The organism is Sorangium sp. So ce394, from assembly GCF_051474665.1.
Lineage (GTDB): Bacteria > Myxococcota_A > Polyangia > Polyangiales > Polyangiaceae > Sorangium > Sorangium cellulosum_D.
The window spans coordinates 7,955,553-7,981,725 of sequence record NZ_CP150339.1 but is presented as its reverse complement, the minus strand read 5'-3'; the positions used below and the strand labels follow the sequence as shown (position 1 = coordinate 7,981,725).

Genomic DNA, 26,173 nt, shown 5'->3' with positions numbered 1-26,173 from the left:
CCCCTCAGGGGATCTCGACCTCTGCGGAGCCGATCTTCACGGGATCGTTCGGCTCGTTGAGGTTGTCCCAGCGGCGGTAGAGCTCGACCGCGGCGGCTCCCTTGCCCAGGCCCTTGACCGTCATGCCGATGTCGTACCGGCAGTCGCACCCGGCGACGCCGCTCGGGTCCATGTCGACCGGCTGTACGAGCACGTCGACCTTGCCCCCAGCGATCCGGACGAAGCCTTCGACCTCCTGCGCGCAGCGGAAATGCGCGGCGCCGTAATCGACGTGAACGGCCCCGCGCTCGGGCGTCGCCGCGAGCGTCTCCTTCACCGTCGTGTCGTACGCGCTCGCCGTGCACTCGCTCTGGGTGAGCCCCTCGATCGCCTCCGCGTCCTCCCAGCCCTCGGGCAGGTCCGCCCCGCATCCGACCGCCAGGAGCATGCCGGCTCCCATCATCATGTTCCGCATCTCGTCCCTCCGGCCGGCGACCGACGCAAAGCGCGTTCCAGCGAGCGCAGCAGCGATCTCGCGCTGCGGCGGCCGGCGCGTCGCGACACCGCGGTCGCGGGTGTGCCACCCCGGGCGCCAGCGCGTCGCGCCGGCCCTGGCGCCGGACCAGCGCAGGGCTCACGACGGATCCAGGACGAGCTTTCCCAGCGCAGGGCTCACGACGGATCCAGGACGAGCTTTCCTCCCGCCCCGTCCGCCTCTCGCGGGGCGCGACGTGCGCGCGGCGCTGCGTGCGAGTCCGCAGACGGCGGCCAGCCGAAGAACCGGCGGTACTCCCGGCTGAACTGTGACTCGCTCTCGTAACCCACGTCGTGCGCGACGGTCTTCACCATGCCCCCGGCATGGAGCATCTGGCGTGCGCGCGTCAACCGGAGCGCCTTCATGTACTGCAGCGGCGAGGAACCGGTCATCGCCTTGAAGCGTTGATGGAACGTCGGGACGCTCATGTGCGCCAGCTGCGCGAGGTCGCCGATCGTCATCCGCTCTGCGAATCGCGCATTCATATGGCGGAGGACGTGGGCGAGCTGGCTCACCGGGCCCTCCGCGAGCGCCCGGAGCGAATCGCCATACGGCCCGTCGAGCACGAGAAAGAGCATCTCGCGGATGGTCTGCCGCGCGAGCGCTCGCGTACGCCGCTCATCGGTCAAGCAAGCCAGCAAGCGGGCGCCGGCGTCCTCGAGGTCGCGCCGGAGCGGCGCGCGAAACACGCTGCGCGAGGGGCGCGCCGGCTGGGGCGCGGGCGGCGCGTCCTCCTCGAGGAGCAGCTCGCGCAGGAGGGCGAGCTCGATCTCGACAACCACGGTGAGCACGGGCTCGGCGGCCGACGCGACGGTCCTGCAGAGCATCGGCAGCGGTGAGGTGACCACGAGGTAGTGGCCGGCGTTGTACGCGAACGTCTTGTCGCCCAGGATTGCCTGTTTCTCTCCCGCGCCCACGAGGATCAAGCTGGACGGGTAGAGGGTGGGCGTGGGCGGCTCCGCGGCGGTGAAGCGGTAGACGACGACGCCTGGATAGCGCGTGCCGTTGCAGCCCTCGTGGCGCGCCAGCGCGGCGATTCCAGCAGCCAACGAGTTGCCCGATCGAGCGGCTCTCGACATCCCCTCATCCTACCCACCTGGCCGAGAGGGCGCCAGGAGCTTCGTCGCCTCGCTCATAGGATCGAGCATGCCTTTGATAGTTCCGTGTCTTCCGTTTCCGGCCGTCGCGGCTATCTATTGTCGCGTCGACGGGCCGCGCAGGTGAGCGCGGCCCCAACGAGAGGAGTGAGACATGGTTCAGCAGGCCCAGGGCGCGCTCGCGGGACGGGTCGCCGTCATCACAGGCGCATCGAGCGGGATCGGGGAAGCGGCGGCGAAGGCGCTCGCCGCCCGCGGCGCGCGCGTGGCGTTGCTCGCTCGCCGGAAGGAGAGGCTCGATGCGCTCGTCGACGCCATCCGGAAGGGCGGTGGTGAGTCCGCCGCATGGCAGGTCGACGTGACCGATCGGAGCGCGGTCGAGCGCGTGGCCTCCGAGGTCATCGAGAGGCACGGGCGCGTGGACATCGTCGTGAACAACGCCGGCGTCATGCTGCCGAACCCGATCGAGGCCAGGCGTGTCGAGCAGTGGCAGCAGCAGATCGATCTCAACATCACGGGCCTCATGAACGTCATCGGCGCGTTCACGTCGGCGCTCGTGCAGGCTGGCTCCGGCCCGGGGCCGGCGGATCTCGTGAACATCTCGTCGATCGCCGCCAAGAACATCTTTCCGGCCTTCGCGGTGTACAGCGGGACGAAGGCGTTCGTGACCCACCTGTCGATCCACCTCCGCGCGGAGCTGGGCTCCAAGGGGGTGCGCGTGACGTCCATCGAGCCAGGCATCGTCGGCACGGAGCTGCAGAGCCACGTCGACTTCCACGGCGCGCGCGACTGGCTCGAGGGGTCGAAGTCGCAGATGGAGTGGCTCACCCCCGAGGACGTGGCCGAGGCCATCGCGTTCACCGTGAGCTTGCCGAAGCGCGTCAACCTCCAGCAGGTCACGATCATGCCGACCGGCCAGCCCTCGTAGGTCGGGTCCACGCGGGCCGTCGGTTCGAGGTGCGGTGAACGACCTGGGTCGGGTCGCGGCGGACCGCGGCCGGTCGCGTCGCCGTGACGCTGCGCGGTCCGACCCGGGTTGCGCCGCAGGGCGCAGGGCAGCCTCGCTGCTGGTACAACCGTCGTCGTGAGACGCCTCGTCCCGCTCGCCGCCCTCGCCCTGTCGCTGTGCTCGTGCGCGGCGAGCTCGACCGTCGGCGCGCCCCGCTGCCTCACCGGCCCCGCGCCGAGGGTGGGGCGGCCGGCGGCGGACGAGATGCTCGCGCTGATGCGGCGCGAGCGGGAGCGGGCCGAGCGGGCCCCCTCTCCGCTGGTCCGCGCCCGCATCCTCGAGGCCATCCCCGGGCTCTTCCCGGACATGAGCGGCCTCGCCCGCGCGCCCCGCTGCGGCGACGAGCTCGCCGACGAGAGCGCGGCCGCGCTCCGCGGCGAGCCCCTCGTGTTCTCGCGCCTCCTCGTCGCCCGCCTCCGCACCGCGCGCGACCCCCGCGCCCTCCTGCCGCTCGTCACGCGCCGCGAGGAGAGCATCACCGCGTACCAGCTCGGCCCGGAGGAGCCGGGGCCGGCGCCGCCGCGATCGCTCGTCAGGTCGCTCGCCCTGGCGAGCCTCCCCGCGCCGTGGCTCATGAGCCACCACCCGGAGGGCCGCCAGCTCCTGCTCGACCGGCTCCGCGACGGCGGCGACGCGCGCGAGCAGCTCCTCCTCCACGGCGCCGCGGCCGCGCTGCTCCAGGAGGCGGCGCGGGGCGATCCGGCGCGCGCGCAGGGCGGCGCGGGGCCGTCGCTGCTGCGCGCCTGGGTGCCCGACCTCGCGCGGCGCCTGGAGGGCCCGGCGGACCGGATCTCGCTGGAGCTCGCGATCCGCCGGCTCGCCGACGTGGGGGCCTACGGAGCGCGCTTCGGCGTCGGGCCCGAGGCCAGGGCGCTCGTGGACCGGGTCCTCGCGGCGCGCGGCGAGCTCCCGATCGCGCGCGGGATCGCCGGGGCGGCGCGGGATCTGGCCGAGGTGGCGCGCGGGGCGCTCCACGACCTCGAGGTCCCGCGGCGATCGGCCGCGCCGGCCGACCTCCCGCCGCCCCGGCGCGACCGCCTCCGGGTCTTCGGCGACTGGCTCGACGCCGAGCCCGCGGGCGGGAAGGTCGCGGCCGCCGACGCGCTCGCGCGCGTGCGCGACCTCGACGGCGAGCTCGCGATCCTGCGCTTCAACCCGTCGCGGTGCCGCGTGCTCGAGGAGCTCGGGCTGTGGCTCCCGCCGGACGAGGCGTCCCGGCGCTTCGACGCGCTCGTCGCCCCCGTCTTCGACGGCGAGCGCGTCCGCCTGAGCACCGAGGCCCTCTGCCGGATGCGCGTGGCGCTCCGCCTCGACGGCGTGGACGAGGCGCGGCGGGTGAAGCTCCTGCTCCGGCTGCTCTCCGCGACGCCCGCGCAGATCGGCCCGCCCGACACGCGCGGCGACGAGCCGCACCCCGCGCTCGCGACGCCCATCGACGCGGCGTCCGTCGCGGCGGAGGCCGCGCGCGCGCTCGACCGGAACCTCGGCTGGATCGACCGCCACGCGGACCTGCGCGCATGGCTCGAGGCGCAGGCCCTCGCGCCGGTCCCGCCCGGCGGGCCGGCCGCAGCGCGGTGGCGCCTCCTCCAGCCCGCCTTCGAGCGCGTGGTCGCCCTGCACGCGTCCGGCGGCCCGGCGGCGCGGCCGGAGGCGGCGCGCGCGATCTTGCGCGCGTGGATGGATTCGGTCCGCGCGGCGGAGGCCCAGCAGCGCGTGGCCGACGCGCGCGTGGCCGACGCTCCCGCCGGCGAGGGGGTGAAGGCCCGCCTCCGGGCGCTCGGCGAGCACGGGCAGCGCGCCGGCCTCGCCGAGGAGGTCGGCGCGTTCCTCGACGAGCGAAGCAGCGAGCGGGCGGCGGTGGTGGCGTCCTATTTGCTCTCGCTCTAGCGAGCCCGGCGCGTCGCGGGCGTCCGCCTTGCCGTTCGTGCGGCGGAGAAATCCTCGCGCGCGGATTTCGCGTCGTCGAATCGCGCGCTGCCGGGCGACGCCGGCGTGCCAGGCGGACCGCGCCGCCTGCGTCGCCGGGGGCGGCGCGCCGCGGATCCTTTTTCATGCGCGGCGCCGATCGGAGCGGCGTGCTTGCGGTCCGGCCTGCGCTACGCTCGTCGGCGCCCGGAGCCTCCATGCAATCCTTCGATGGGCAGCCCACCTCCGCAGGGTCCGTCTCCGAGTCCGCCTCGCGCCGCCACGAGCGAGTGGTGGAGCGGCTCCTGCGCTTGCAGCGCATCACCGCGGCGCTCGCGGGGGCCCGCACCCTGACCGAGATCGCGAGCACCATCATCGATCAAGGCATGCCCGCGCTCGACGCCGAGGTGGGCGTCGTCGCGATCCTGTCCGCCGACGGCGCCTCGCTCCGCAACCTCGGCTTCAAGGGCGTCCCTGTCGACACCGAGGAGGCCTGGGCCGAGGTTCCGGTCGATTCTCCCGTGCCGGTCGCCGAGGCGGCGCGCACGGGCGCGCCCATCATCGTGCCCACGCGCGAGGAGCGGAACGCGCGCTATCCGGTCCTCGCCCGCGTCCACGGCGTGGAGCACGGGGGCGCCGTGGCCGCGTTCCCGCTCGTCCTCGAGTCGAGGACGGTCGGCTCGCTCGGGTTCTGCTTTCCGGCCGCGCGCGCGTTCGACGACGACGATTACGCATTTGTCCTCTCCATTGCCCAGCAATGCGCGCTCGCGGTCGAGCGGGTGCGCTGGCACGAGGTCGCCGAGCAGGAGATCGCGCACCGCCGGGCGTCCGAGGAGGCGCTGCGCGTGCGCGAGCGGGAGCTCACGGCCCTCGTGGCCGAGCTCCGGCAGACCCAGGAGGCGCTCCGGGAGGCGGATCGGCGCAAGGACGATTTCCTGGCGATGCTCGCCCACGAGCTGCGCAACCCGCTCGCGCCCCTCTTGAACGCCGTCGAGCTGATCAAGGCGGCGGGCCCGCCGACGCCGATCGTCGAGCGCGCGCGCACCATCATGGATCGTCAGATCGGGCACATGTCCCGGCTGGTCGACGATCTGCTCGACATCTCCCGCATCTCTCGGGGCAAGATCACGCTGTCCATCGAGCGCGTCGATCTTGTCGAGCTCGCCCGCGCCACGGCGCTCGATTATCGATCGCTGCTCGACGCGCGCGGCGTGCGCTTCGAGCTCGCGCTGCCGCCCGCGCCGGTATGGCTGCAGGCCGACCCGACCCGGCTCGCCCAGGCGATCGGCAACCTGCTCCAGAACGCGAACAAGTTCACGGACGACGGCGGCTCCGTCCGGCTCTCGATCGCGCCGTCCCATCCCGCGCGCGGGGTCGTCTCCGTCGAGGTCGCGGACACCGGCATCGGCATGGAACCGGCTGTCCTGGAGCGGATCTTCGAGCCGTTCGCCCAGGCCGACCAGAGCCTCGCCCGCAGCCGCGGGGGCCTCGGGCTCGGGCTCGCGCTGGTCAAGGGCGTGGTCGAGCTGCACGGCGGCAGCGTGCGCGCCGCGAGCGCTGGCCTCGGCCGTGGCGCGGCGATCACGATCACGCTGCCGCTGGGCGCGGCGGCCCCGCGCGCGGCGGACGCGCGGCGCGCGGCGGCGAGCGCGAGCGCGAGCGCGCGGCGCATCCTGATCATCGAGGACAACGTCGACGCGGCCGACAGCCTGCGCATGCTGCTCGAGCGCCGCGGCCACGCCGTCTCCGTGGCGCACAGCGGCGACGACGGCGTGGCCGCCGCGCGCATGGCGCCGCCGGACGTGATCCTCTGCGATATCGGCCTCCCTGGGGCGATGAACGGCTATGGCGTGGCGCGGCTCCTGCGCGCCGAGAGCGCGATGAGAAAGACGCTCCTGGTCGCGCTCACCGGCTATGGCCAGGACGACGATCGGAAGCTCGCCCGCGCGGCGGGGTTCGACGCGCACCTGACGAAGCCGGTGGCCCAGGCCATGCTGGAGCGGCTCCTCGCCGAGCTCGCGCCTTTGCCCGAGTCGGCGTGAGCGGGCGCGCTGCCGGCGAGGCGCGGCGGCCCGGGGCGGCGGCGCGCGCGCGTGCGCTGGCTCAGGCTCGGACGACGGTGATCTGCCGCCCTCCCGGCGTCATCGCCGGCGCGGCCGAGAGGCGCTGCGCGAGCGGCGGCGCGTCCGGCCTTCGATCGAAGATCAAGAGCCAGCCGGTCGTGAGACCGAGGCCGGCCAGGTAGCCGTCGATCTGGACCAGGCCTTCCTTGAGGGGGTCCGGCTCCGCCGGTCGCCACACCTTGATCTCGATGGCCAGCGTCTCGCCCCGATACCGCACACAGAGGTCCATCCGCCCGCGTCCGACGGCGTATTCGCGCTCGATGGAGCCCCCGTTCACGACCCGGTGCAGGAAGGCCATGAGGACGAGGTGCGGTGCGATCTCGTGATACGGCGCCGTCGCGAGCAGGGGTTCCCCGTGCTGCCGCCAGAAATCGAGGAACGCGCGCAGGAGAGCCTCTCTGTCGAGGCGACCGTCGGGCGTGAGCCATGTGGCCGGTATCTGCGGCAAGGCGTCGCGCGTCCCGCCGGCGAGGGCCCGCACGATGATCTCCCGGTAGATCGGGTTTGCCACGGTGAGCCCCCCGAGCTCGGAGCGGCGCAACAGGCCGAGATCCACGACGAAACTGCGGTCGTCCTCCGGCACGTTGCCGGGCGTGCCGCCAGCGAGCATCGGCTCGACGATCGCGCGCACCCGGGGCTCCTGCAGCCGGTCCATGAGGCTGTCGAGATGCGTATCCTGCCGTCGAATCAGGATCTCCTTGGCCTGCTCGACGTGATCGGCCGTGATCGGCTGCGCCGGATCCTGTACCAGCACCTCGGTGAGCTGCTGGGCCAGCGCGTTGACGAGCCAGGGCTGGCCCTGCGTCAGGTAGAAGGCGCGGTCCACCGCCTCGGGGAGGAACACCTGGCCTGTCTCGCGGGTGTGCTGGCCGTAGAGCTCCGCCACCTCGCCCCTCGTGAAGTTGCGCATCGTGAGCGACTCGGCCTTGATGTTGAACGGGCTCGCCGTGCCCAGGCGCCCGGCGCTGCCGGACGCGACCTTGTAGTCGCGCACGTCGCGCAGGCCGATAAGCGCCAGCGACCAGGGGAAATGCCCCGGGCGCGTGGGGTACCCGGCGCGGATCTGCCGCAGGGCCGAGATGAGCGCGTTGTCCTGGAGGGCGTCGATCTCGTCGAGGAAGACGACGAGCGGCCGGGGCGCCGTCTCGGCCCAGGCGCGCAGCGCTGCGCTGAGGCGGCTGCCGGCGGGCGCGTCCGGCCATGGCGGCGGCTGGAGCTCCGGCGGGAGCCATGCGGCCGTCCACCCGCGCCACGACTCGAGGATGGCCAGCTCCGCGGCGCCGAGATCGTCGGGGAAGGGGGCGCCCTGCTCCATCGGGAGCAGGATCGACACGTACCGGCCCTCGGCCGTCAGCTCACGCCCCAGGCTGAGCAGGGTCGTCGTCTTGCCGACCTGCCGCGGCGCGTGCAGGACGAAATAGCGCTTCTTCTGGATCAGCCTCCGCACGTCCGGCAGGCGAGCCATCACGGGCAGGGTGTAGTGGTCGGCGGGATCGTTGGGGCCGGCCGTGTTGAAGGAGCGCGTCACGGGCGAAGCTTTCGGCCGGAGGGCGCCGGCGGTCAAGCCAGGCCGGGGCCGTGGCTGTTCCCGGGGCGCCGCCTTCCTCCTGGTGTGCGCGTGGCGTTAGGATGCGGCGCACATGAGGGCGCGCCTTCGGATTGCCTTGCTCCCGTTCATCGTAGCGTGCGCCCCCGAGCTGCGGCTCGGCGAACTCCCCGGCTCGGCCTCGGGCGCCGGCGGCGGCGGGAGCAGCGCAGACGGCGGCGGCGCTCGCGCCGGCTCGGGCGCGGGCAGCGGCGGGGGCGGCGCGGCGGGCGGGGGAGCCGCTGGCGCCGGCGCGGCGGCTGGCGGCGGGGAGGGCGGCTCGGCCGGCGGAGGTGCCGGAGGGCTCGATTGCGCGCTCGACGCGTCCTGCCTCGCCGACGACGGCCTCGTCGTGCGGTATTTCCTCGACGAGGCGGCGACCGGGAGCGCGCCCGCGCAGGTCGAGGACGCCGCAGCGGCGCCGATGCCGCTCGCGCTGACGTACGGGCCGGAGATGAGCTTCGCCGTCGACGGCGCGGCGCACCGCGGGCTCTCCTGGACAGCGGCCGGCGGCGACGGCCGTGCTTCCGCCCTGATCGACGGCACCAAGATCCAGAGCGCGCTGCAAGGGACCACCGCCGGCACGATCGAGGCCGTGCTCCGCATCGCGGAGGTGGTCGAGGGGGGCTCGCGCATCGTGCATATCGGCGTGGACGCGGAGGGCGGCCGCCTCACGCTCCGATCGGAGACGCCCGGCCAGATCGTGCTCTGGTGGAACGGCGACTTTTGCGGCGGCGCCTGGGAGGCAGAGCTCCCGGAGCGCGCGGTGATGCACGGCGTGTTCGATTCGACCGTCCAGGAGCCCGCGGCGGATCGGGTCCGGCTCTACATCAACGGGGTGCCGGCCCGGCGGCGCAATTCGGTCGGCGGCTATTGCGGGATGCACGTGAGCGTCCCCCCGCTGGGCGCGACGCTCGATTTCCCCGACGGGCGCCACCTCGTCCTCGGCAACCGCGAGCTCGGCGGGCGCACCTTCTCGGGCGCCCTGTATTACGCGGCGCTCTACGCCAGGGCGCTGACGGCGGCGGAGATCGAGCGCCACGCCGCCGCGCTGCTCCACAGCGACGACCGCCTGGCGCCGTGACCGGCGATGGGGCGGCTCGCCTCGTGTCCGGCAGGGGACCTCGCCCGCTCGATCGGCGGAGCGCGAAGGCCCGGCGCGCTCCGCCTCACGAAGAGGCGCCGGCCGCGCCCGCTCACTCGGCCGAGAGCGCGAGCCGCGCCGGCTCCGCCGGCCGCGCGCGGTTCCACGCGGAGGCGACCGCCGCGAGCGACGCCATGACGGCGTCCGGGTGCGTCCCCGCCCCGAAGCTGCGCTTGCGCCCGATCGAGAGGGCCACGTACGCCGCGGACTCGGCGCCTGCGCCCCGCGCGAACGCGTGCGCCGCGTGCTCCTCCACCGCGATCGCGATCCCCGCGTGACGCGAGAGCGCGCTCGCGAAGGCGTGGGCGGGGCTCTGGCCGGCGGCGCTCATCGCGTGGGGGACCCCGCGTATCTGCACCTGGAACTCGTGTCGTTCCCCCGCGCCCTGGCCGCTCGTCCTGTGCCCGACGACCCGGAGCGGCCCGCCGCGGTTCACGTACTCGCGCTCGAAGATCGCGAGGATCTCGGCCTTTTGCACCTCGCCCTCGGTCCGCTCCGCCCTGCGCTGCACCGCCTGGCTCAGCTCGATCGCGAGATCCTTCGGCACCGCATAGCCGTACTCGCGCTCGAGCAGGTAGGCCACGCCGCTCTTGCCCGACTGGCTGTTCACGCGGATCACCGCCTCGTAGCTGCGCCCCACGTCCTGCGGATCGATGGGGAGATACGGCACCTCCCACGTCGCGCCCCCGCCCTCGCGCAGCGCCTTGAACCCCTTCTTGATCGCGTCCTGGTGCGAGCCCGAGAAGGCGGTGTACACGAGCTCTCCGACGTAGGGGTGGCGCGGGTGCACCGGCAGCCGGTTGCAGTGCTCTGCCGTCTCCTTGATCGCCTGGACGTCGTGGATCTCGAGCTCCGGATCGACCCCCTGGGAGAACAGGTTGAGCGCCAGCGTGACGAGATCGACGTTCCCGGTGCGCTCGCCGTTCCCGAACAGCGTGCCCTCGACGCGGTCGGCGCCCGCCATGACGGCGAGCTCCGCCGCGGCCACCGCGGTGCCGCGGTCGTTGTGCGGGTGAACGCTCAGCACGATAGCGTCGCGCTGCTTCAGGTTCCGGTGCATCCACTCGATCTGATCCGCGTAGACGTTGGGCGTGGCCATCTCCACGGTGGCCGGCAGGTTCAGGATGATCTTCCGTGACGGGCTGGGCTGCCACACGTCCATCACGGCCTCGCAGATCTCCTTGGCGAAGTCGAGCTCTGTGCCCGTGAAGCTCTCGGGCGAGTACTCGAGCACGACCTCGGTCTCGGGCATGCGCGCCGCGAGCTCCTTCACGAGCCTCGCCCCGCGCACGGCGATGTCGACGATGCCCGCGCGGTCCAGGCCGAACACCACCCGTCGCTGGAGCGTCGACGTGGAGTTGTAGAGGTGCACGACGGCGCGCCGGGCCCCGCGGATCGCCTCGAAGGTCCGCTCGATCAGCTCGGCGCGCGCCTGCGTCAGCACCTGGATGGTCACGTCGTCCGGGATCAGCCGCTCGTCGATGATCCGGCGCACGAAGTCGAAGTCGGGCTGCGACGCGCTGGGGAAGCCGACCTCGATCTCCTTGAACCCCATCCGCAGGAGCTCGTGCCACATGCGGAGCTTGCGCTCGTGGCCCATGGGCTCGACGAGGGCCTGGTTGCCGTCGCGCAGGTCCACGCTGCACCAGCGCGGCGCGCTCTCGATCACACGGCTGGGCCAGCGCCGATCGGGCAGGTGGATGGGCTGAAACGGCTTGTACTTGTGGACGGGCATCGTGGACATGACAGGACTCCCTGAAAGCTGAAGATGGGAGTCGTCGCGACGACGATGCGAGGACCCCCACCGGGACAAGGAACCGACGGGGGCCGAGCTGCGAAGATGGACGTCGTCAGCAGCGCGCGCAGAGCCCCCGAGGCCGTAGGCCTAGGCAGGGGCGAAGGGCGCGCGCGGGCAGGACAGACATCGCGGAGCAATCTAGCGAACATCGTCTTGCTTGTCCAGCGGCTCGGCGCGGGCGATGGTGGTGGCCTCGATGACGATGCTTCCGGAGCCAGGGAATCGTGAGCACGACGAGACAATCGATCCGGCGCTCCACGACCTTCGCAAGGCCTACGAGAGCGGGCAGCTCGTCGTGTTCGTCGGGGCCGGCGTCTCGGCCGCGGTCGGGCTCCCCGACTGGCGGAGCCTCACCGAGCAGATGACGGAGCGCCTCACGGCGCGCGGGGCAGGGGCGGGCGTCCTCGCCGAGATCGAGGAGCTCGCGCAGAAGCGCCAGTACATCGAGGCGCTCTCGGCGGTGAAGCTCGCGCTCGGAGCGCCGGAGTTCTGCGCCGCCGTCGAGCAGGCCCTCGACGACGGCGGCCGCGACGTGCCCGAGGTCGCGCGCGTCATCGCCTCGATGAGGCCCAGGCTGCGGGCCGTGCTCACGACGAGCCTCGATCGCCTCCTCGACCGGGCGTTCGAAGGGGAGTGGGACGTCCTCGCGCGCGCCCCGGCCGACATCGCGTCGCGCCGCAGGTACATCCTCAAGCTCCACGGCGCGCTCCGCGAGCGCGACACATGGGTGTTCACCCGCGAGCAGTACGACCGGGCGATCTTCGCTTCGCCGGGCCTCCAGTCCGCCGTGAGGGCGCTCTTTCACGCGTGCCCGATCCTCTTCGTCGGCTTCGGCTTCGCCGACGACAACCTCGATCAGGCGCTCGGCGAGGTCCGCGCCCTGGCCGGCGAGCAGCCTCCGCCGCACTTCGCGCTCCTCGTGAACGACGCCCTGACGCCGTTCAGGCGGCGCAAGCTCGAGGCCGCGGGGATCAGGGTCATTCCCTACGAGAACCCGGACGGCGCGCACGCCCGCGTGCCCGCGATCTTGCGCTGGGTCGCCCAGGGCGAAGGCGACAGCACGGCCGCGGCGATCGGCGCCCGCGGCATCGAGCATAGCGACTTCCTCGCGCGCGTGGAGCGCGTCTGTCGTCTGAAGGAGCCGGAGGACGCGACGATCGAGCGGCTGCCTGCGCCCGCGCCCTTCGGCGCGCTCCTGCGCGTGTCGGCGCGCCGCGGGCGCATCGTGCGGACCTACCCTGTCGCCGCCATCGAGCAGCGGGTGACCGACGAGATCCTGAAGGCCTTTCTGGAGCGCGTCGACGCGCCGTACCGGCGGGACGACCCGGGGCTGATCTCCACGCTCGTCTACCGCGGCAGCAGCGCGCCGGAGGCGCTCGTCCGCGCGGCGGAGCGGGCCCGGGTCAGCGTGGAGAGCTTCATCGAGTATCAGGGGCTGCTCGACTTCACGCACTACCTCGAGCGGCAGACGCAGCGGCTCGCGAGCGATCCGGTCTATCCGCCCTCGCTCTACGTCGATCAGCGCCTCACCTTCAAGGTGGGGATCGACGAGGCCGAGGAGGGGGACGCGCTCTCGACGGTCTCGGAGTGGCTGGATTCGCCGCGCGGTCGCTTCATCGTCATCCTGGGCGACTTCGGCACCGGCAAGACGTTCCTGCTCCACGAACTCGCGCGGCGCATGGGGGGCGCGGGCGGACCGGTCGTGCCGGTGCTCGTCGAGATGCGCTCGCTCGAGAAGGGCCGCACGCTCGAGGAGCTCCTGGCGCAGCATTTCGCGAGGGCGCGGTTCGAGCGGTTCCAGATGGAGTCGTTCCTCTACATGCTCTCCGAGGGGCGGATCGCGCTCCTGTTCGACGGCTTCGACGAGCTCGCGCTGCGCGTGAGCTTCGACCGGGCCGAGGAGCACTTCGACACGCTCCTCCAGGCGGCGAGCGGGAACGCGAAGGTCGTCGTCACGAGCCGCACCCAGCACTTCCTGTCGGACCGGCGCGTCGAGACGGCGCTCGCCCGGCGCGCGGGCTCGATCCCCGGCTACCGGATCGCGAAGCTCTCGCCGTTCACCGAGGACCAGATCCGCCGCTTCCTCCTGAACCGCCTCGGCGGCGAGGCCGTCGCGGAGCGGCGCTTCTCGCTGCTCGGCGGGGTGAAGGACCTGCTCGGGCTCTCGCGGAACCCGCGCATGCTGGGCTTCATCGCGGGCATCGACGAGGGCAAGCTGAAGGAGGCCGGGGCCAGCGAGGGGGAGGTCACGTCGGCGGAGCTCTACCGGCTGCTGCTCGACCAGTGGCTGCGCAAGGAGGACGAGCGGGCGCACCCGAGGGGCGCGCAGGTCGGCCTCACGCTGGAGCAGCGGTCGAGGGCCGTCACCGAGCTCGCCGTGCAGCTCTGGCAGCGGGGCGAGCGCGCGGCGGACGTGAGCGCGCTGCCCTCCGAGATCCTGGCGGCTGCGCAGGAGCTCGCGAAGAGCAAGCTGGATCCCGGCGTCGTCGCGCACGAGATCGGCGCGGGGACGCTGCTCGTCCGGGACGAGGAGGGGAGCTTTTCGTTTATCCATCAATCGGTGCCGGAGTGGCTCGTCGCGCGGCGCGCGGCGGAAGAGGTCGCGGCCGGGGGTGAGCCCACGCCGCTCGGCGTGCGCGAAATGTCGGAGCTGATGGCCGACTTCTTCGCGGCGCAGGCCGGCGCGGACGCGGCGGTGAGGTGGGCCCGGGCGGCGCTCGCCTCGGGCTCGAACGAGGCCGCGAAGAAGAACGCGCTGCTCGTCCTCAAGCGGCTCGGGGTCGAGGCGCGCGTGGGGGTGAACCTGGCCGGTCACGACCTCAGGGGGCGCGATCTATCGCGGCAGGACCTGCGGGGCGCTGACCTCACCGGCGCCGACCTGACCGGCGCGCGGCTGGTCGAGGCCGATCTGCGGGGCGCGTCGCTCGAGCGCGCGGTGCTCCTCAGGGCGGACCTCTCGCGCGCGCGCCTCGGGGGAGCGAACCTCCGGAGCGCCGAGCTCTCGTTCGCTCGCCTCCTCGGCGCCGAGCTCCGCGACGCCTCGCTCGCGGGCGCGCGCCTGCGCGCCGCGGAGCTCGTCGGTGCCGAGATCAGCCCGGGCGCGCTGGACGGCTGCCTCACGACCGGCGCTGCCATGCCGGAGCCGGAGCACGTCGAGCCGATGATCGCGCCGGCCTCCGACGGCCATGCCGTGGCCTTCAGCCCAGACGGCGAGTTCCTCGCTTCGGGTCACGCCAACGGCACGGTCCGGATCTGGGACCTCGCGACCGGCGTCGTGCGGGTGGTCCTGGTCAGCCATGAGGGGAACGTCCACAGCCTGGCGTGGAGCGCGGACAGCAGGACGCTCGCCTCGGGCTCCGGCGACGCCACGGTTCGTCTGTGGGACATCGCGAGCGGCACTGTCCGGCGCGTGCTCCGGGATCACTGGGGCACGGTGACCAGCGTCGCGTTCAGCCCCGATGGCTCGATGCTCGCCTCGGGCTCGGAAGACGCGACCCTCCGGCTCTGGGATACGGCCAGCGGCGGCGCCCGGCGCGTCATCGATTGTCGTCCGGGCGCGGTGTCGGACGTCGCGTGGAGCCCGGACGGGACGACCCTCGCCTCCGCCCACGAAGACGGCTCGGTCCGGCTCTGGGATGCCGTGAGCGGCGCCGCTCGGGGCGTCCTCGCCGGTCACCAGCGCCGCGTGCAGAGCGTCGCGTGGAGCCCCGACGGCGCGACGCTCGCCTCGGGCGCGTACGACTCGACCATCCGGCTCTGGGATGCTGCGACCGGGGCTGTCCGGCTTGTCCTCAGGGATCATCGGAGTTGGGTCGTGACGCTCGCATGGCGGCCGGACGGAACGACGCTCGCCTCTGGCTCGTACGACTCGACGGTCCGGTTGTGGGACGTCTCCACCGGCGCGGCTCGGCTCGTGCTGCGGGGCCACGGGGGGCTCGTCGCGGGCGCGGCGTGGAGCGTCGACGGCGCGACGCTCGCCTCCACGTCCCGCGACGGGACGATCCGGCTGTGGGATGCCTCCACCGGCGCGAGCCGGCTCACGTTGAAGAGCCTCTCGGACGTCGTCTGGTGTGTCGCGCTCGACCCTGCGGGGGAGACGCTCGCTGCGGGCTCGCAGGCGTCAGGTATCTGGCTGTTCGACCCGGTGGCCGGCACGGTCCGTCGCCGGATCGAGGTGCCCACGCGCCTCTGGAGCCTCGCCTTCAGCCCGGACGGCGCGACGCTCGCCTCGCGCTCCGAGGCCGCCACGGTCCGGCTGTGGGACGTCGCTACGGGCGCCGCGCGGCTTACCCTCCAGGGCGGCGGCAGCATCGCCTTGAGCATGGCCTTCAGTCCAGATGGAGCGACGCTCGCCACCGGCTGGCAGGGATCGGACCTCTGGCTGTGGGACACAGTCACCGGGGAGCGCCGGCTGACGTTCAAGGGCCACAAGGCCGAGATCTGGAGCGTGGCCTTCAGCCGCGACGGCGCGACGCTCGCCTCCGGATCGAGCGACGCGACCATTCGGTTATGGGACGTCGCGACCGCCGCTGTACGGCACGTGCTCGCGGAGCACACCAACCTGGTCCGCAGCGTCGCATGGAGCCCTGACGGAGCGACGCTCGCGTCCGGCTCTTTCGACTCGACCGTCCGGCTGTGGGATGCGTCGAGCGGGGCTTGTTTGCTCGTCATCGCGCAGCATCATGGCTGGGTCATGAGCGTGGCCTTCAGCCCCGACGGCGCGCTGCTCGCCTCCGGCTCGGGCGACTGCACGGTGCGGCTATGGGATCCGGCGACGGGCGCCTGCCGCCGTGTCCTCAAAGGACATCAGAGCGGCGTCACCAGCGTCGCCTTCAGCGCGGATGGGCGCATTCTCGTCTCCGGATCGGCCGACTCCACGGTGCGGCTCTGGGACGTGGCGACGGGGGCGTGCCTCGTTGTCCTCCTGTGCATGCCGGAGGGCTGGGTCGCGTTCACGGGCGACGGGCGCTACAAGCTCGGCGGCGACACGGGGCGCGCGTTCTGGTACGCGATCGGGCTCTGCCGGTTCGAACCCGGCGAGCTCGATCCTTATTGGCTCTCTCTCGAGCGCCTCCACGAGGGCGAGCCGTTCTATGGTCCGGCGAGCGGCGATTTCTTCTCCGACAGCGATAACACACTCCCCACCGACATGAGCGGCTCGTTCACGAATCCGGGCGACTCGTGAGGTGCTGCGCGTTCTTGGGCTCGCGTCGGCTCATGTGTTCCTCGGCGGAGCACGGCGGCTACCACGAAGCGTCGAGCAGCGCGTTCTGCCGGTGCTTGCCGTTCCCACGACATGGACGGCGCGTGTACGTGGGAGCGCACACCTGCGCTCTGGCGTGCCCCGCGCGACGCGGACGTCCGCGCGAATGTTGAGGCCGCGGTCGGCCCCTCCTCGTGTACGATCGCCAGTCGGGCACTCCAGGCACGAGGGGATGGAGCATGCGAGAGCGCGCGCGAGGACGGGCGGAAGGTTCGAATCGGCGGTCGCTTGAACGATGGTCGCTGGCTGTCGCGGCCGGGACGACCATGGCCGTCTCCGGCTCCGGACAGGCATGGGCCGACGACGCCTCGCCGCCCGCTCCGCCGCTCTCGCAGGAGCAGCCCCCGCCTGCGCCGCAGGCGCTTCCGCCGCCCGGCTTCTACGGCGGCCCCGCCGCTCCGGCAGCGGGCCCGAAGGTGCTCCCCTGGAGGGAGGGGGAGCCGGTGCCGCCCGGCTATCACCCGGAGACGCGCGTCCGCAAGGGGCTCGTGATCAGCGGCGCGATCGTCTTCGGGACCGTCTACCTGTTCACCGCGATCGGCGGCGGCGACGCGGTCTACCGCGGCTCCTCGGGTTATGCGGCGCTGTTCGTGCCGTGCGCGGGCCCGTTCCTCACCCTGGCCACGACCCAGCAGGACGACCTCGAGACCATGGCCCTCGTCCTCGACGGGCTCGTCCAGATCACGGGCGCCGCCTTGCTCTTGCCTGGCCTCTTCGTGCCGAAAACGGTGCTGGTCCGCGACGACGTCAGCAAGCCCATCGTGCTCCCGGCGCCCATGGCGTTCGGTCCGAGCAGCGCCGGCCTCGGGCTCGTCGGTCGCTTCTGAGCCGCCCGGTCCGTCGACCAGGTTTGACCAGGACGAGTAAGCCGGGGCAACGTGTGCGTGAAACCGCGGGTGACGTCGCAGCCAGGTTCGGATCGATGGCGCGTCGTGAATCGACGAGTCGTCCACGGCATCATGACTCTCGGCGGAGCCCATGGTCAGCCCGCGAGGAGCGACTCGAAGGAGACCCAGCTCGGCGATCGAATGCTATCCTTCGTGATGCGCTCGATCCGCTCATTTCTCCTGCTCGTCTCGCTCCTGCTCGGCGGGATTCTCCTGCTCGTCTTGCCTCTGCTCGGTGGCTGTCAACGGAGCGCGCCCGCCGGTGCCAGCGAGGATGCCGCACAGACGCGCGGGGGCGAGGAGATCCGCTATCTGGCGCTCGGCGACTCATTCACGGCAGGGACCGGGAACCAGCCGGACGACGCGTTCCCCTCGCGTCTCGCCTCGCTTTGGCGCGCGGACGGCCGCCGGGTGACGCTCAAGAACGTGGCGGTCAACGGCTACACCACCGAAGACGTGAAAGAGCAGGAGCTCCCGGAGGTGGCGCCATTTCGCCCCACGCTGGTGACGCTCGCGGTGGGCGCCAACGACTACCTGCATGGCTGGAGCGCGGACGTGTACCGATCGCAGCTGCGGGTGCTCTTCCGAGCGATCATGGATGCTGGCGTCGCGCCGAGTCGGATCGTGGCGCTCCCGCAGCCGGATTGGTCGCTCTCTCCGGTCGCCGCTTCGTTCGGAGATCCGCGGCAGATCGGCGCGGACATCGTCGCCTTCAACACCATCCTGCGCGACGAGGCGCGCGCCGCCGGCGCGCGTTACGTCGACCTGTATCCGCTCATGCACAAGCAGGCGGAGGCGAACATGCTCGCCAGCGACGGCCTGCACCCCTCGGCGCGCGCGCACGCCGAGTGGGCGGCGGCGCTCTACGAACACGTGGAGCCCTGAGGTCGCGGGCCGCTACCGCTTCCCGTTCTTCTCGCGGTTCACCAGGTCGAGGAGCTGCACGGCGACGGCCTTATCCACCCGGAGCGGCATGACCCCGAAGCTCTCTGCCACCGCGTCCTGCTCGAACAAGAAGCGCCGCAGCACGTCGCTCGGATAGTCTTCGAACGGCAGCGCAAACGCTCCGTGCGGCTCGCCGTTGAGCGCCAGCGCGTGGTGCGACCGTGCGCCGACGCCACGGAGTTCGTGGCACGTGATGCACCCTTGTTCGCCGAGCAGCGCCTCGCGCAGTCCGCCGGTGAGCGAGCGCAACGGCGCGAGCGGATCGTCTCTTACCCAGTGAAAGCTCGCCGCGTCGAGCCCGAATGCCGCGAGCGTCCCGCTCCGCAGGTCCGCCGGCAGCGGCATCCGGAAGTGCAGGAACGCGCCGAGCGGCCGGATCATCATCGGCAATCGCTCGTCGCTCTTGATCCACGAGTAGGCGCGCTTCATCCGGTAGAAGTCGACGAGGCGGTAGAGATTGTCCTCGTCGTCGAGCCCGACCACGATGACCGGCTGAGTCCTCTCCAGCACCTCGCGCGGGAAGTACAGTTGCTCGCCCCGGAGGTTCGAGACCACCAGCCAGTCCCCTTCGCCGACCTCGGACCTCGGCCGCTGGGCCAGGTAGCCGAGCAGATCGATGGCCTGATAGGTCTTGCCGGGCAAGGGGGAGCGCTCGAGGCCCGCCTCGCCGAGGAGAACCATCATCGTCTCCCGCAGCGCGTCGTCGACCGGGTAGGTGGCGATGGCCCGAGGATCCTTGCGGAACTCCGACGCGTCGAGCGGCGGCCGTGCACCCCAGCGGTGGAGCACGCCGAAGGGGTCGTCGATGGAGAGCTCGTCGAGGCTCGAGGTGATGAAGGTGAGCACCAGATCGCCAACCGGGTTTCCCCTCCCGCCCCAGTCCAAGATGCTGTGCGCGTCGCGCATGGGCACGATGAAGTAGTCGATGTCGCGCGCGCCCGCATTCAGGAGCGCGCGCGCGAAGGGGCGAGCCTTACGCGCCCAGCCGACGTCGTCCTCCTCGCCGAACAGCATCAAGAACGGTGGCGCGTCGGACCGCGCGTACGTGATGGGCGAGGACTCCCTGAGATCTTCGACCGAGCCCGCGAAGAACGTCGCGTCGGGGTCCCCCTCGAGCACCGCCCCGCCGAGGTCGTAGGTGCCACGCAAGACGATGACACCGTCGACGCGTTCGGGATCCATGCCGGCCCCCTCGAGGAGCCGCCGATCGAGCGCGAGGATGGACGCCATCCACGCGCCGAGGCCGCGACCGACGAGGACCAGGCGCGTCGGGTTGCGCGCGCCGGTCACCTCTTGCAAGACCCGGGCGACGTCCGCCGCGCACGCGCGCAGCGTGTAGCCCGTGTGGATGTTGAACGAGACGGCGGCGACGGCGACCCCCTTTCGCTGCAGGGCGTCGCCGACATTCGCGGCGAAGGCGAGTCGCTCGTCGGGCTGCGAGGGCTCGTTCCCCTGCAAGAAGACGACCAGCGGGCCGCGCTTGCCCGCCAGCGGCGGCGCGTAGAGGTCGACGCTGACGTTCGGCCCCTGAGGCCCCAGCCACTGCATCCAGGCATACGTCACCGTGACTACGGAACCGGCTCCGGCTCCTACGCGCCGCCCGACGAGGTGTGCGCCCAGGGCGAGAAGCGCCGCGAGGAGCCCGAGGCCCAACGCTTTCCGTATTCGCGAACCCATCATCGAGCCTCTTGTGCTCGACGTTTGGCGCGGCAAGTAGGTACCGGTCGCCTCCCGGCGACACAGAGGTGAGCAAAGCGTGAAAGTTGTACAAGCCGGGCATCGACCGCGTGCCCCACGAGCTCTTCAACCATCTCAAGGCCGACGACGGGACGGTCTACGTCATGGGCATCCAGCTCCGCCTCCGGTCGAATCTGTTCGTCGTGGGCGAGCTTCACAATTTTGAGCTTGAAGCCCTCGCGGCCGATCCGCTGTTGATCCGGTCGTGCGGGGGTATCGCGCCCAGTCTCGAACCTCCCTATCGGGATGGACGCTGCTTCGATGCTCCGGCCATTGACGCGCTCGAAGCGCTCATGGCAGCGCGAGGGAAGTCAACGCGGCTCTCGACCCCGTCACCCGGAGGAGGGCCATGCGTAGGTGGAGAATCCCCGTCGAAGACCTCGTCGATCCGAACCGCGGCCCGACCCGCCGCCGGCGCGCTGCCGCTGGCGGCCCGTCCGCTGCCCGACGCGCCGGGCACGCTCGCCTGCGCCCTGGAACGCCATGGGACGCGGACGGACCGGCACGTCCAGCCGCCGAAGGCGCACCTGCGTTGCAGATATGCTGTCGATTTGCAGGGAAAACGGCGCGCTCCCGGTCGCCGCCTCGTCGAGCCGCTCGCCGCGCCGTCGGCTTGTTGCTTCGCCGGGGCGCGCGACCAAGGATTTGCCGAGGGAGTTCGCGTCGCTGCGGGGCGCTCCACGCGCCCGCGCCCGGACCGCGCTTGACAGGTCTCCGGCGACACGATGACTTCGGGAGGTGAGGTTCTTCTCCACTTATCTTCGTTGGGCAGGATTGGCCTCGTCCCTCGCCGCCGCTGCTTGCACCCCGACGGCGGACCCACCCCTCGGCCCACCGAGGTGGTCGGCCGGGACGGGTGACGCCGGCTCGGGGGCCGGGGGCGACCTGAATTTCGGCGACGTCACCGGCGGCGGGACCGGGAGCGGATGCTCCGCGGACATGAGAGACGTCGTGGACGCCGAGGGAAACGTCGTCGCGGTGTGCCCGCCCGAGCTGGGGTGTTTCCAGGGGCAGTGCGTCCCCGCGTGCGAGGCCGCGGAGAAGGCGGGCGGCTCCATCGGGTGCGATTACCTCGCGCCGTCGCCGCCGTTCTTCCAGAACGAGCTCGACGCCTCCGTTTACAGCGGCGCGTGCCATGCGGTCTTCCTCGCGAACACCTGGCCCCGCCACGCCAGGATCCGCGTCGCCTTCGGCGGCGAGGCGCTCGACGCGAGCGCGTTCACCTACCTCCCGAGCGGCATCGGACCGAGCACCACGTACACGCGCTTGCCCGAAAGCGGCATCCCGCCGGGCGAGGTGGCGGTGCTGTTCCTGTCGCACCGGCCGGGTGCGGCGAGCTCCTTCGGGTCGCTCGAGTGCCCGCGGGCTCCGGCCGTCCTCGCCGACGTCGCGGTGCACGACAGCGGCACCGGCGCCGCGTTCCAGGTCGCGTCGGACACGCCCGTGTCGGCGTACGACATCCTGCCGTACGGCGGGGCGAAGAGCTTCCTCCCCAGCGCCTCGCTCCTGTTCCCGCGCAGCACGTGGGGCAAGAACTACGTCGCCCTGGCGCCGCACGCTCGCGGCCTCGGCAAGTCGTGGTTGATGATCGTCGCCGCCGAGGACGACACCACGGTGGATCTCGTGCCCCCGTCGAGGCTCCCCGGCGGCGGCGGGGCCCCGGGCGCGCCGGCGAACGCCGCCACGCAGGTGACGCTCGGCGCCGGCGACGTGGTGCAATGGATGGGCGCCGACCCGAGCGGCGCCGTCCTCCAGTCGAGCAAGCCCATCGGCGTGTGGACCGGCAACACCTACCTGCAGGTGGCCACCGACACCTCCCCGGCCGGCGGCGGTCAGGACGCCGCCCACCAGCAGATCGCGCCGGTCAGCGCCCTCGGCAGCGAGTACGTCGGCGCCGGCGTGGTCTCGCGGCTGGCCTCGCAGGAGCCGGAGAGCGTCGTCTACCGCCTGCTCGGCGTGGCCGACGGCACGGCGCTCTCGTGGGATCCGGCGGCGCCTCCGGGCGCGCCGGCCGCCCTGGCGGCGGGCGAGGTCGCCGAGTTCGAGGCGACCTCGCTGTTCTCGGTGCGGTCGCAGGACGGCGATCACCCCTTCATGCTCACGCAATACATGCCCGGCGCCCCCGCCTGGACGCGCCCCGGCTGCGTGGCGGAGATCCCGATCGCCGGCTCCCCGTGCATGCTCGGGGACGAGGAGTGGGTCATCCAGCTGCCGCCCGAGCAGTTCCTCGAGCGGTACGTGTTCTTCACCGATCCGACCTACGCCACGACGAGCCTGGTGATCACCCGCGTCAAGGGCCCGAACGGCTTCGCGGACGTGGAGCTGAGCTGTCTCGGTCCGGTGACCGGGTGGCGCCGGGTCGGGGCCGCGGGCGCGTTCGAGGTGGCGCACGTCGATCTGAGCCGCGGCTTCGTGGGCGCGAGCCCCGCGTGCGAGACGAGCCTGCACGAGGCGCGCAGCGCGGGCGCCTTCGGCGTCACCGTCTGGGGAACGGACTTCTACGCCTCGTACGGCTATCCCGCCGGCGGCAACGTCGAGAGCATCAACGACGTCGTGGCCCCGCCGGTCCCGCGGTAGCTCCGCGTTGCCTGGATTCATTCCCGGAGCGGGCGGCCCGATGCCGCTCGGGCTCAGCGGGGGAGCCGCTCCATGAAGCGCGTGATGTGCTGGGCGATCTCGACCGGCCGCTCCTCCACGGCGAAGTGCCCCGCGTCGAGCCAGTGGAGCTCCGCGTCGGGGAGGTCCCGGAGATACGCCTTCGCGCCGGCGCTGATGAAATCCGCGTCGTTGCGCCCCCACACGATGAGGGTCGGCGGCTTCCGGGCGCGCAGGAACGCCTGCCACGACGGATAGCGATCGACGTTCGTCTGGTAGTCCTGGATGAGCTGGACCTGGATCGCGCGCTCCTCCGGGGTGGCCAGGAACGCGAGGTCGTGGGTCCAGGCGTCGGGGCTCACGCGATCGCGGTGCGCCACCGGCACATGCCGGAGATATTGCTCCTGCTTGACCCCCTCGGCGCTGACGAGCTGGGCGACCGCAGCGGCGCTGGCCGGGGACCGGTCCTCGTGGGCGTGCCGAATGCCCACCCGCAGCGCCTCGGACAGGCCTTCGACGTACGCGTTGGCGTTCTGCACGATGAGCCCGCGCAGCCGCTCGGGGTGGGCGAGCGCGACACGGAGCCCGACCGGCCCGCCGAAGTCGTGCATGTAGATCACGTACCGCGTGAGCCCGAGCGCCTCGGTGAAGCCGGCGATGTGCTCCGCGAGGAGGTCGAACGTGTACGTGACCTCGGAGGGTGAGGGGCCTTCGCTGTAGCCCGATCCCAGGTAGTCCGGCGCCACGACGCGGTATCGGCCCGAGAGAAGGGAGAGCAGCTCTCGGTATTCGTGGGACGACGACGGGAAGCCGTGGAGCAGGAGCAGCGCGGGGCGGTCGGGGCGCCCGGCTTCGCGGTAGAAGATCTTGCGGCCTCGCACCTCGACCGTTCGGTAAAACGTCTTCTCCGGCCAGACCGCCTCGGGCGCTGCCGCTGGGGTCCGGTCGCCTGCCGGCGCGTCGGCCGGGGCGGCGGCGTGGCGGCTCGGCGCGAGCGACGGCCCGGCGCAGCCCACGAGCGCGGCGACGAGGGCAGCGGAGGCCAGCCCGCCCACGGCCCGGCCGAGCCGCGCGAGCCCGGAGCGCCGCCCCGCCGCGGCCTCCGTGGGACCGGCCGCGCTGTTCGCGGCGGGCATGTCCACGGATCTCGCCGGCTCGACCTCCCGACCTCGCGCCGCCGATCGCCCAGGCTCCACATCCACGTTCTCCTCGCGGCTCATGCTAACCTCCGTCTCAAACTTTTGACGGTTATGCGGCCGGTGTGCTAACCAGTCAAGTGGGTGATCGATGGTTAGCGGCGCGTCGCGTTTCCTCTGGGTCGGCCATCATCGGGCGCTCGACTTCCTCAACACCGAGCCGGTGCAGCGCGGCGGCCGGGTGGAGCTGCTCCCCGATCTGCGCGGCCTCGTCGACTGGTCCAGGGAGGCGGGGTTCCTCGATGGCCCGACCGCGGCGGGCGTCCTCGATCGCTGGGAGGGGTCGAGCGAGGGGGCGAGCGCCGTCGGGCAGGCGCATCGGCTCCGGGCGGCGCTGCGCGCGCTGATCGAGCGGCCGCGCGAGCGCGGAGCGGCGGCAGCGGGCGCGCTCGACGTGCTCAACCAGGCCCTGCGCCTCGACGCGGGGACCACGGAGGTCGTGCGGGCGCGCGCCGGGTTCGCGCGCCGGGGCCATGCGCGGATCGACGAGCCGGCGCAGCTCCTCGGCCCCATCGCCGAGGCGGCCGCGGGGCTCCTGTGCGATGTCGATCCGGAGCTCGTGAAGCGCTGCGGGAACCCGGATTGCGTCCTCTATTTCCACGACACGTCGAGGAACCACGCCCGGCGCTGGTGCAGCATGGAGCTGTGCGGCAACCGGATGAAGGTGGCCGCTCACTACCATCGGCATCGGGGCGGTTAACGGCGTGTCGAACTCGGGGCGCTGGCAAGCACGGCGGCCACGGCAGCCCGAGGCGACTCGTCACGAGGAAACGACGCGCGCACGCCGCACGGCGGCCCGCCGTGGAGCATGTTTCGAAGCGTTCTTGTGAACGGCGTTCGAAGCGTTCTTGTGAACGGCGCTCGAACGCGTGGAGTCGCCTTGGCGGCGGAGCCAGCTTGACCCTCGCGCGTGCGTCCAGCATAGTGCCCGTGTGCGCTTCTTCCGTTTCTCCTGAGCGACACGCCGTGTGAGCTGCCCCTCGCCCCCGGGCGAGCGCGGCCTCGCGCGGCGTGCGTGTGCGTGCTGAACGGGCGCCGGTGTCCGGCGAGCGGCCCACTGCAGGGCCCTCGTCGTTCGGCGCCTCCCCATCCGCACGGCGTGGCCGACGTCCCGGTCCACGCGAGGAGAACGGCTTGTGTCGAACACCATCAGCTTCCATCGCCATGCCCGGCGCGAGCTCGATCGGGCCGTCCGTGGCGCCTTTTCGGAGCTCGCGGGCGACCTCGAAGCGCGCTCCGCCTTCGCCTCTTTGCTCGGCCACGCCCGCGAGCGCTCGACGCTGCTGAGCGCCGGCCGCGACGCTGCGTCGCGCGCCGCGGCCGTCCGGGCGCTCAAGAACCTCGCGCGCCACCACGCGGCGCACGTCGCCTCGGCGGCCACCTGGGCGGGCGGCGACGCCGGCGTGAACGAGCTGATCCACGCGCTCGCGCAGCACGTCGTCGGCCGCTACGCCGTCCCGCGCGGCTTCGTCTCCGTGTGGCTCGCCGACGATCCGGAGCCGCAGCGCTGGTTCATCGAGCACGCGAACGGCCGGCCGTTCCGCGAGATCGCCGGGCTGCCGGTGCGGATGACCCGCCGCATGGAGCACATCCTCCTGACCTCGCCGCCGCACCTCTCGCTGCAGGCGGCGATGCGGCGCGCGGAGATCCTCGCCCTCGACGGCCCGCCGGAGCTCGTCGACACCATCCTGACGACGGACCTCGCCGCCGATCTCGGCCACGGGGACCTCTGGCGCCAGGCCTTGCGCTTCTTTGCTCGGTACTGGGACACCCTCGGCCCGATCCGCGTCACGACCATCATCGACTTCCTCTACGCGCGGTGCGTCCGCCCGACCGAGATCGCGACCGACGCGGGGCTCTCGATCAAGGGGCCCCCGGATCCCGAGTTCTCGCTGGTCGGGCGGACCCCTCAGTCGCTCCTGCGCATCGTCGACGCCTGGCACGCCGAGCTCGCGGTTCGCCGCGGCACCGGCCGGACCTGGCCGGCGTCCACGCTGCAAGGCTTCCGCTACGCCGAGCCGCCGAGGCCGGAGGCCGAGGAGGGGCCGACCGAGTGGTGGATCGCGGAGCTCCTGAGCAGCGGCGAGCTCGTGGCCGAGGGGCGCGCGCTCCGGCACTGCGTCGCGAGCTACGAGGATCGCTGCGTGCGCGGCGTCTCGAGCATCTGGTCGTTGCGCCGTCAGGCCGGGGAGGCGGCGCCGGCGCGGCGCTTCACGATCGAGGTCGATCCGCGCGCGCGGGCCATCGTTCAGATACGAGGGTTCGCGAACCGCCGCGCCGACGGGCATCCGCGGCGGATCATCGGCATGTGGGCGGAGCGCGAGCGCCTCGCCGTCGCCAGCCACGCCTGAGGCGCGCGGCGGGGCGCTCGCCGC

Annotated in this window: 17 protein-coding genes; 11 read left to right on the top strand and 6 right to left on the bottom strand. The window is 72.4% G+C overall.

What is annotated here, in order from left to right:
* Nucleotides 1-4 precede the first annotated feature (4 nt).
* Both WMF33_RS29225 and WMF33_RS29220 read right to left on the bottom strand, forming a co-directional pair.
* Nucleotides 5-445: a hypothetical protein gene (locus tag WMF33_RS29225; RefSeq protein WP_437331705.1), complete on the bottom strand. Its 441-nt coding sequence runs from the start codon at nt 443-445 to the stop codon at nt 5-7.
* A gap of 206 nt (nt 446-651) precedes the next feature.
* The gene (locus WMF33_RS29220) at nt 652-1,593 is read right to left on the bottom strand and encodes an AraC family transcriptional regulator N-terminal domain-containing protein (RefSeq protein WP_437331704.1); all 942 of its coding nucleotides are present in this window, start codon (nt 1,591-1,593) and stop codon (nt 652-654) included.
* A gap of 172 nt (nt 1,594-1,765) precedes the next feature.
* Here WMF33_RS29220 and WMF33_RS29215 point away from each other — a divergent pair, with 172 nt between their 5' ends.
* The 3 genes from WMF33_RS29215 to WMF33_RS29205 all read left to right on the top strand — a co-directional run bounded on the left by WMF33_RS29215 (nt 1,766) and on the right by WMF33_RS29205 (nt 6,567).
* Nucleotides 1,766-2,539 carry an SDR family oxidoreductase gene (locus WMF33_RS29215; protein ID WP_437331703.1) on the top strand — a complete coding sequence of 258 codons (774 nt, stop codon included), beginning with the start codon at nt 1,766-1,768 and terminating at the stop codon, nt 2,537-2,539.
* Between the two features lie 156 nt (nt 2,540-2,695).
* Nucleotides 2,696-4,507, top strand: a complete 1,812-nt coding sequence (locus tag WMF33_RS29210; RefSeq protein WP_437331702.1) for a hypothetical protein — start codon at nt 2,696-2,698, stop codon at nt 4,505-4,507.
* 236 nt (nt 4,508-4,743) lie between these two features.
* Nucleotides 4,744-6,567: a hybrid sensor histidine kinase/response regulator gene (locus WMF33_RS29205; protein WP_437331701.1), complete on the top strand. Its 1,824-nt coding sequence runs from the start codon at nt 4,744-4,746 to the stop codon at nt 6,565-6,567.
* A gap of 61 nt (nt 6,568-6,628) precedes the next feature.
* Here the strand turns inward: WMF33_RS29205 and WMF33_RS29200 are convergent, their stop codons facing one another.
* Complete coding sequence (locus WMF33_RS29200) at nt 6,629-8,176, bottom strand: ATP-binding protein (protein ID WP_437331700.1); 1,548 nt, start codon at nt 8,174-8,176, stop codon at nt 6,629-6,631.
* A gap of 112 nt (nt 8,177-8,288) precedes the next feature.
* Between WMF33_RS29200 and WMF33_RS29195 the strand changes: the two genes are divergently transcribed.
* On the top strand, nt 8,289-9,317 hold the full coding sequence (locus WMF33_RS29195) for a LamG-like jellyroll fold domain-containing protein (protein ID WP_437331699.1): 1,029 nt from the start codon (nt 8,289-8,291) through the stop codon (nt 9,315-9,317).
* A gap of 112 nt (nt 9,318-9,429) precedes the next feature.
* Here the strand turns inward: WMF33_RS29195 and leuA are convergent, their stop codons facing one another.
* Nucleotides 9,430-11,121: a 2-isopropylmalate synthase gene (gene leuA, locus WMF33_RS29190; protein WP_437331698.1), complete on the bottom strand. Its 1,692-nt coding sequence runs from the start codon at nt 11,119-11,121 to the stop codon at nt 9,430-9,432.
* Nucleotides 11,122-11,371: 250 nt separating this feature from the next.
* Here leuA and WMF33_RS29185 point away from each other — a divergent pair, with 250 nt between their 5' ends.
* From WMF33_RS29185 to WMF33_RS29175, 3 genes are all read left to right on the top strand, one after another.
* A complete protein-coding gene (locus WMF33_RS29185; protein ID WP_437331697.1) occupies nt 11,372-16,360 on the top strand; it encodes an SIR2 family protein in 4,989 nt (1,662 codons plus the stop codon).
* A 344-nt stretch (nt 16,361-16,704) separates the two neighbouring features.
* On the top strand, nt 16,705-17,265 hold the full coding sequence (locus tag WMF33_RS29180; RefSeq protein ID WP_437331696.1) for a hypothetical protein: 561 nt from the start codon (nt 16,705-16,707) through the stop codon (nt 17,263-17,265).
* 216 nt (nt 17,266-17,481) lie between these two features.
* Entirely contained in the window at nt 17,482-18,210 is a 729-nt protein-coding gene (locus tag WMF33_RS29175) for an SGNH/GDSL hydrolase family protein (RefSeq protein WP_437339531.1), read from the top strand.
* 12 nt (nt 18,211-18,222) lie between these two features.
* Here WMF33_RS29175 and WMF33_RS29170 read toward each other — a convergent pair whose 3' ends face one another.
* Nucleotides 18,223-19,983, bottom strand: coding sequence for an alpha/beta hydrolase family protein (locus WMF33_RS29170; protein ID WP_437331695.1), 1,761 nt, complete (start codon nt 19,981-19,983; stop codon nt 18,223-18,225).
* 50 nt (nt 19,984-20,033) lie between these two features.
* Here WMF33_RS29170 and WMF33_RS29165 point away from each other — a divergent pair, with 50 nt between their 5' ends.
* Together WMF33_RS29165 and WMF33_RS29160 are read left to right on the top strand one after the other, a co-directional pair.
* Nucleotides 20,034-20,714, top strand: a complete 681-nt coding sequence (locus tag WMF33_RS29165) for a hypothetical protein (protein WP_437331694.1) — start codon at nt 20,034-20,036, stop codon at nt 20,712-20,714.
* A 232-nt stretch (nt 20,715-20,946) separates the two neighbouring features.
* Nucleotides 20,947-22,584, top strand: coding sequence for an IgGFc-binding protein (locus WMF33_RS29160; protein ID WP_437331693.1), 1,638 nt, complete (start codon nt 20,947-20,949; stop codon nt 22,582-22,584).
* Nucleotides 22,585-22,637: 53 nt separating this feature from the next.
* Here WMF33_RS29160 and WMF33_RS29155 read toward each other — a convergent pair whose 3' ends face one another.
* The gene (locus WMF33_RS29155; RefSeq protein ID WP_437331692.1) at nt 22,638-23,822 is read right to left on the bottom strand and encodes an alpha/beta fold hydrolase; all 1,185 of its coding nucleotides are present in this window, start codon (nt 23,820-23,822) and stop codon (nt 22,638-22,640) included.
* Between the two features lie 67 nt (nt 23,823-23,889).
* On the opposite strand from WMF33_RS29155, the gene WMF33_RS29150 reads away from it, so the two are divergent.
* Entirely contained in the window at nt 23,890-24,498 is a 609-nt protein-coding gene (locus WMF33_RS29150; RefSeq protein WP_437331691.1) for a CGNR zinc finger domain-containing protein, read from the top strand.
* A gap of 436 nt (nt 24,499-24,934) precedes the next feature.
* Nucleotides 24,935-26,149 (top strand): PcfJ domain-containing protein, encoded by a 1,215-nt coding sequence (locus WMF33_RS29145; protein ID WP_437331690.1) that lies wholly within the window; start codon nt 24,935-24,937, stop codon nt 26,147-26,149.
* Nucleotides 26,150-26,173 lie beyond the last annotated feature (24 nt).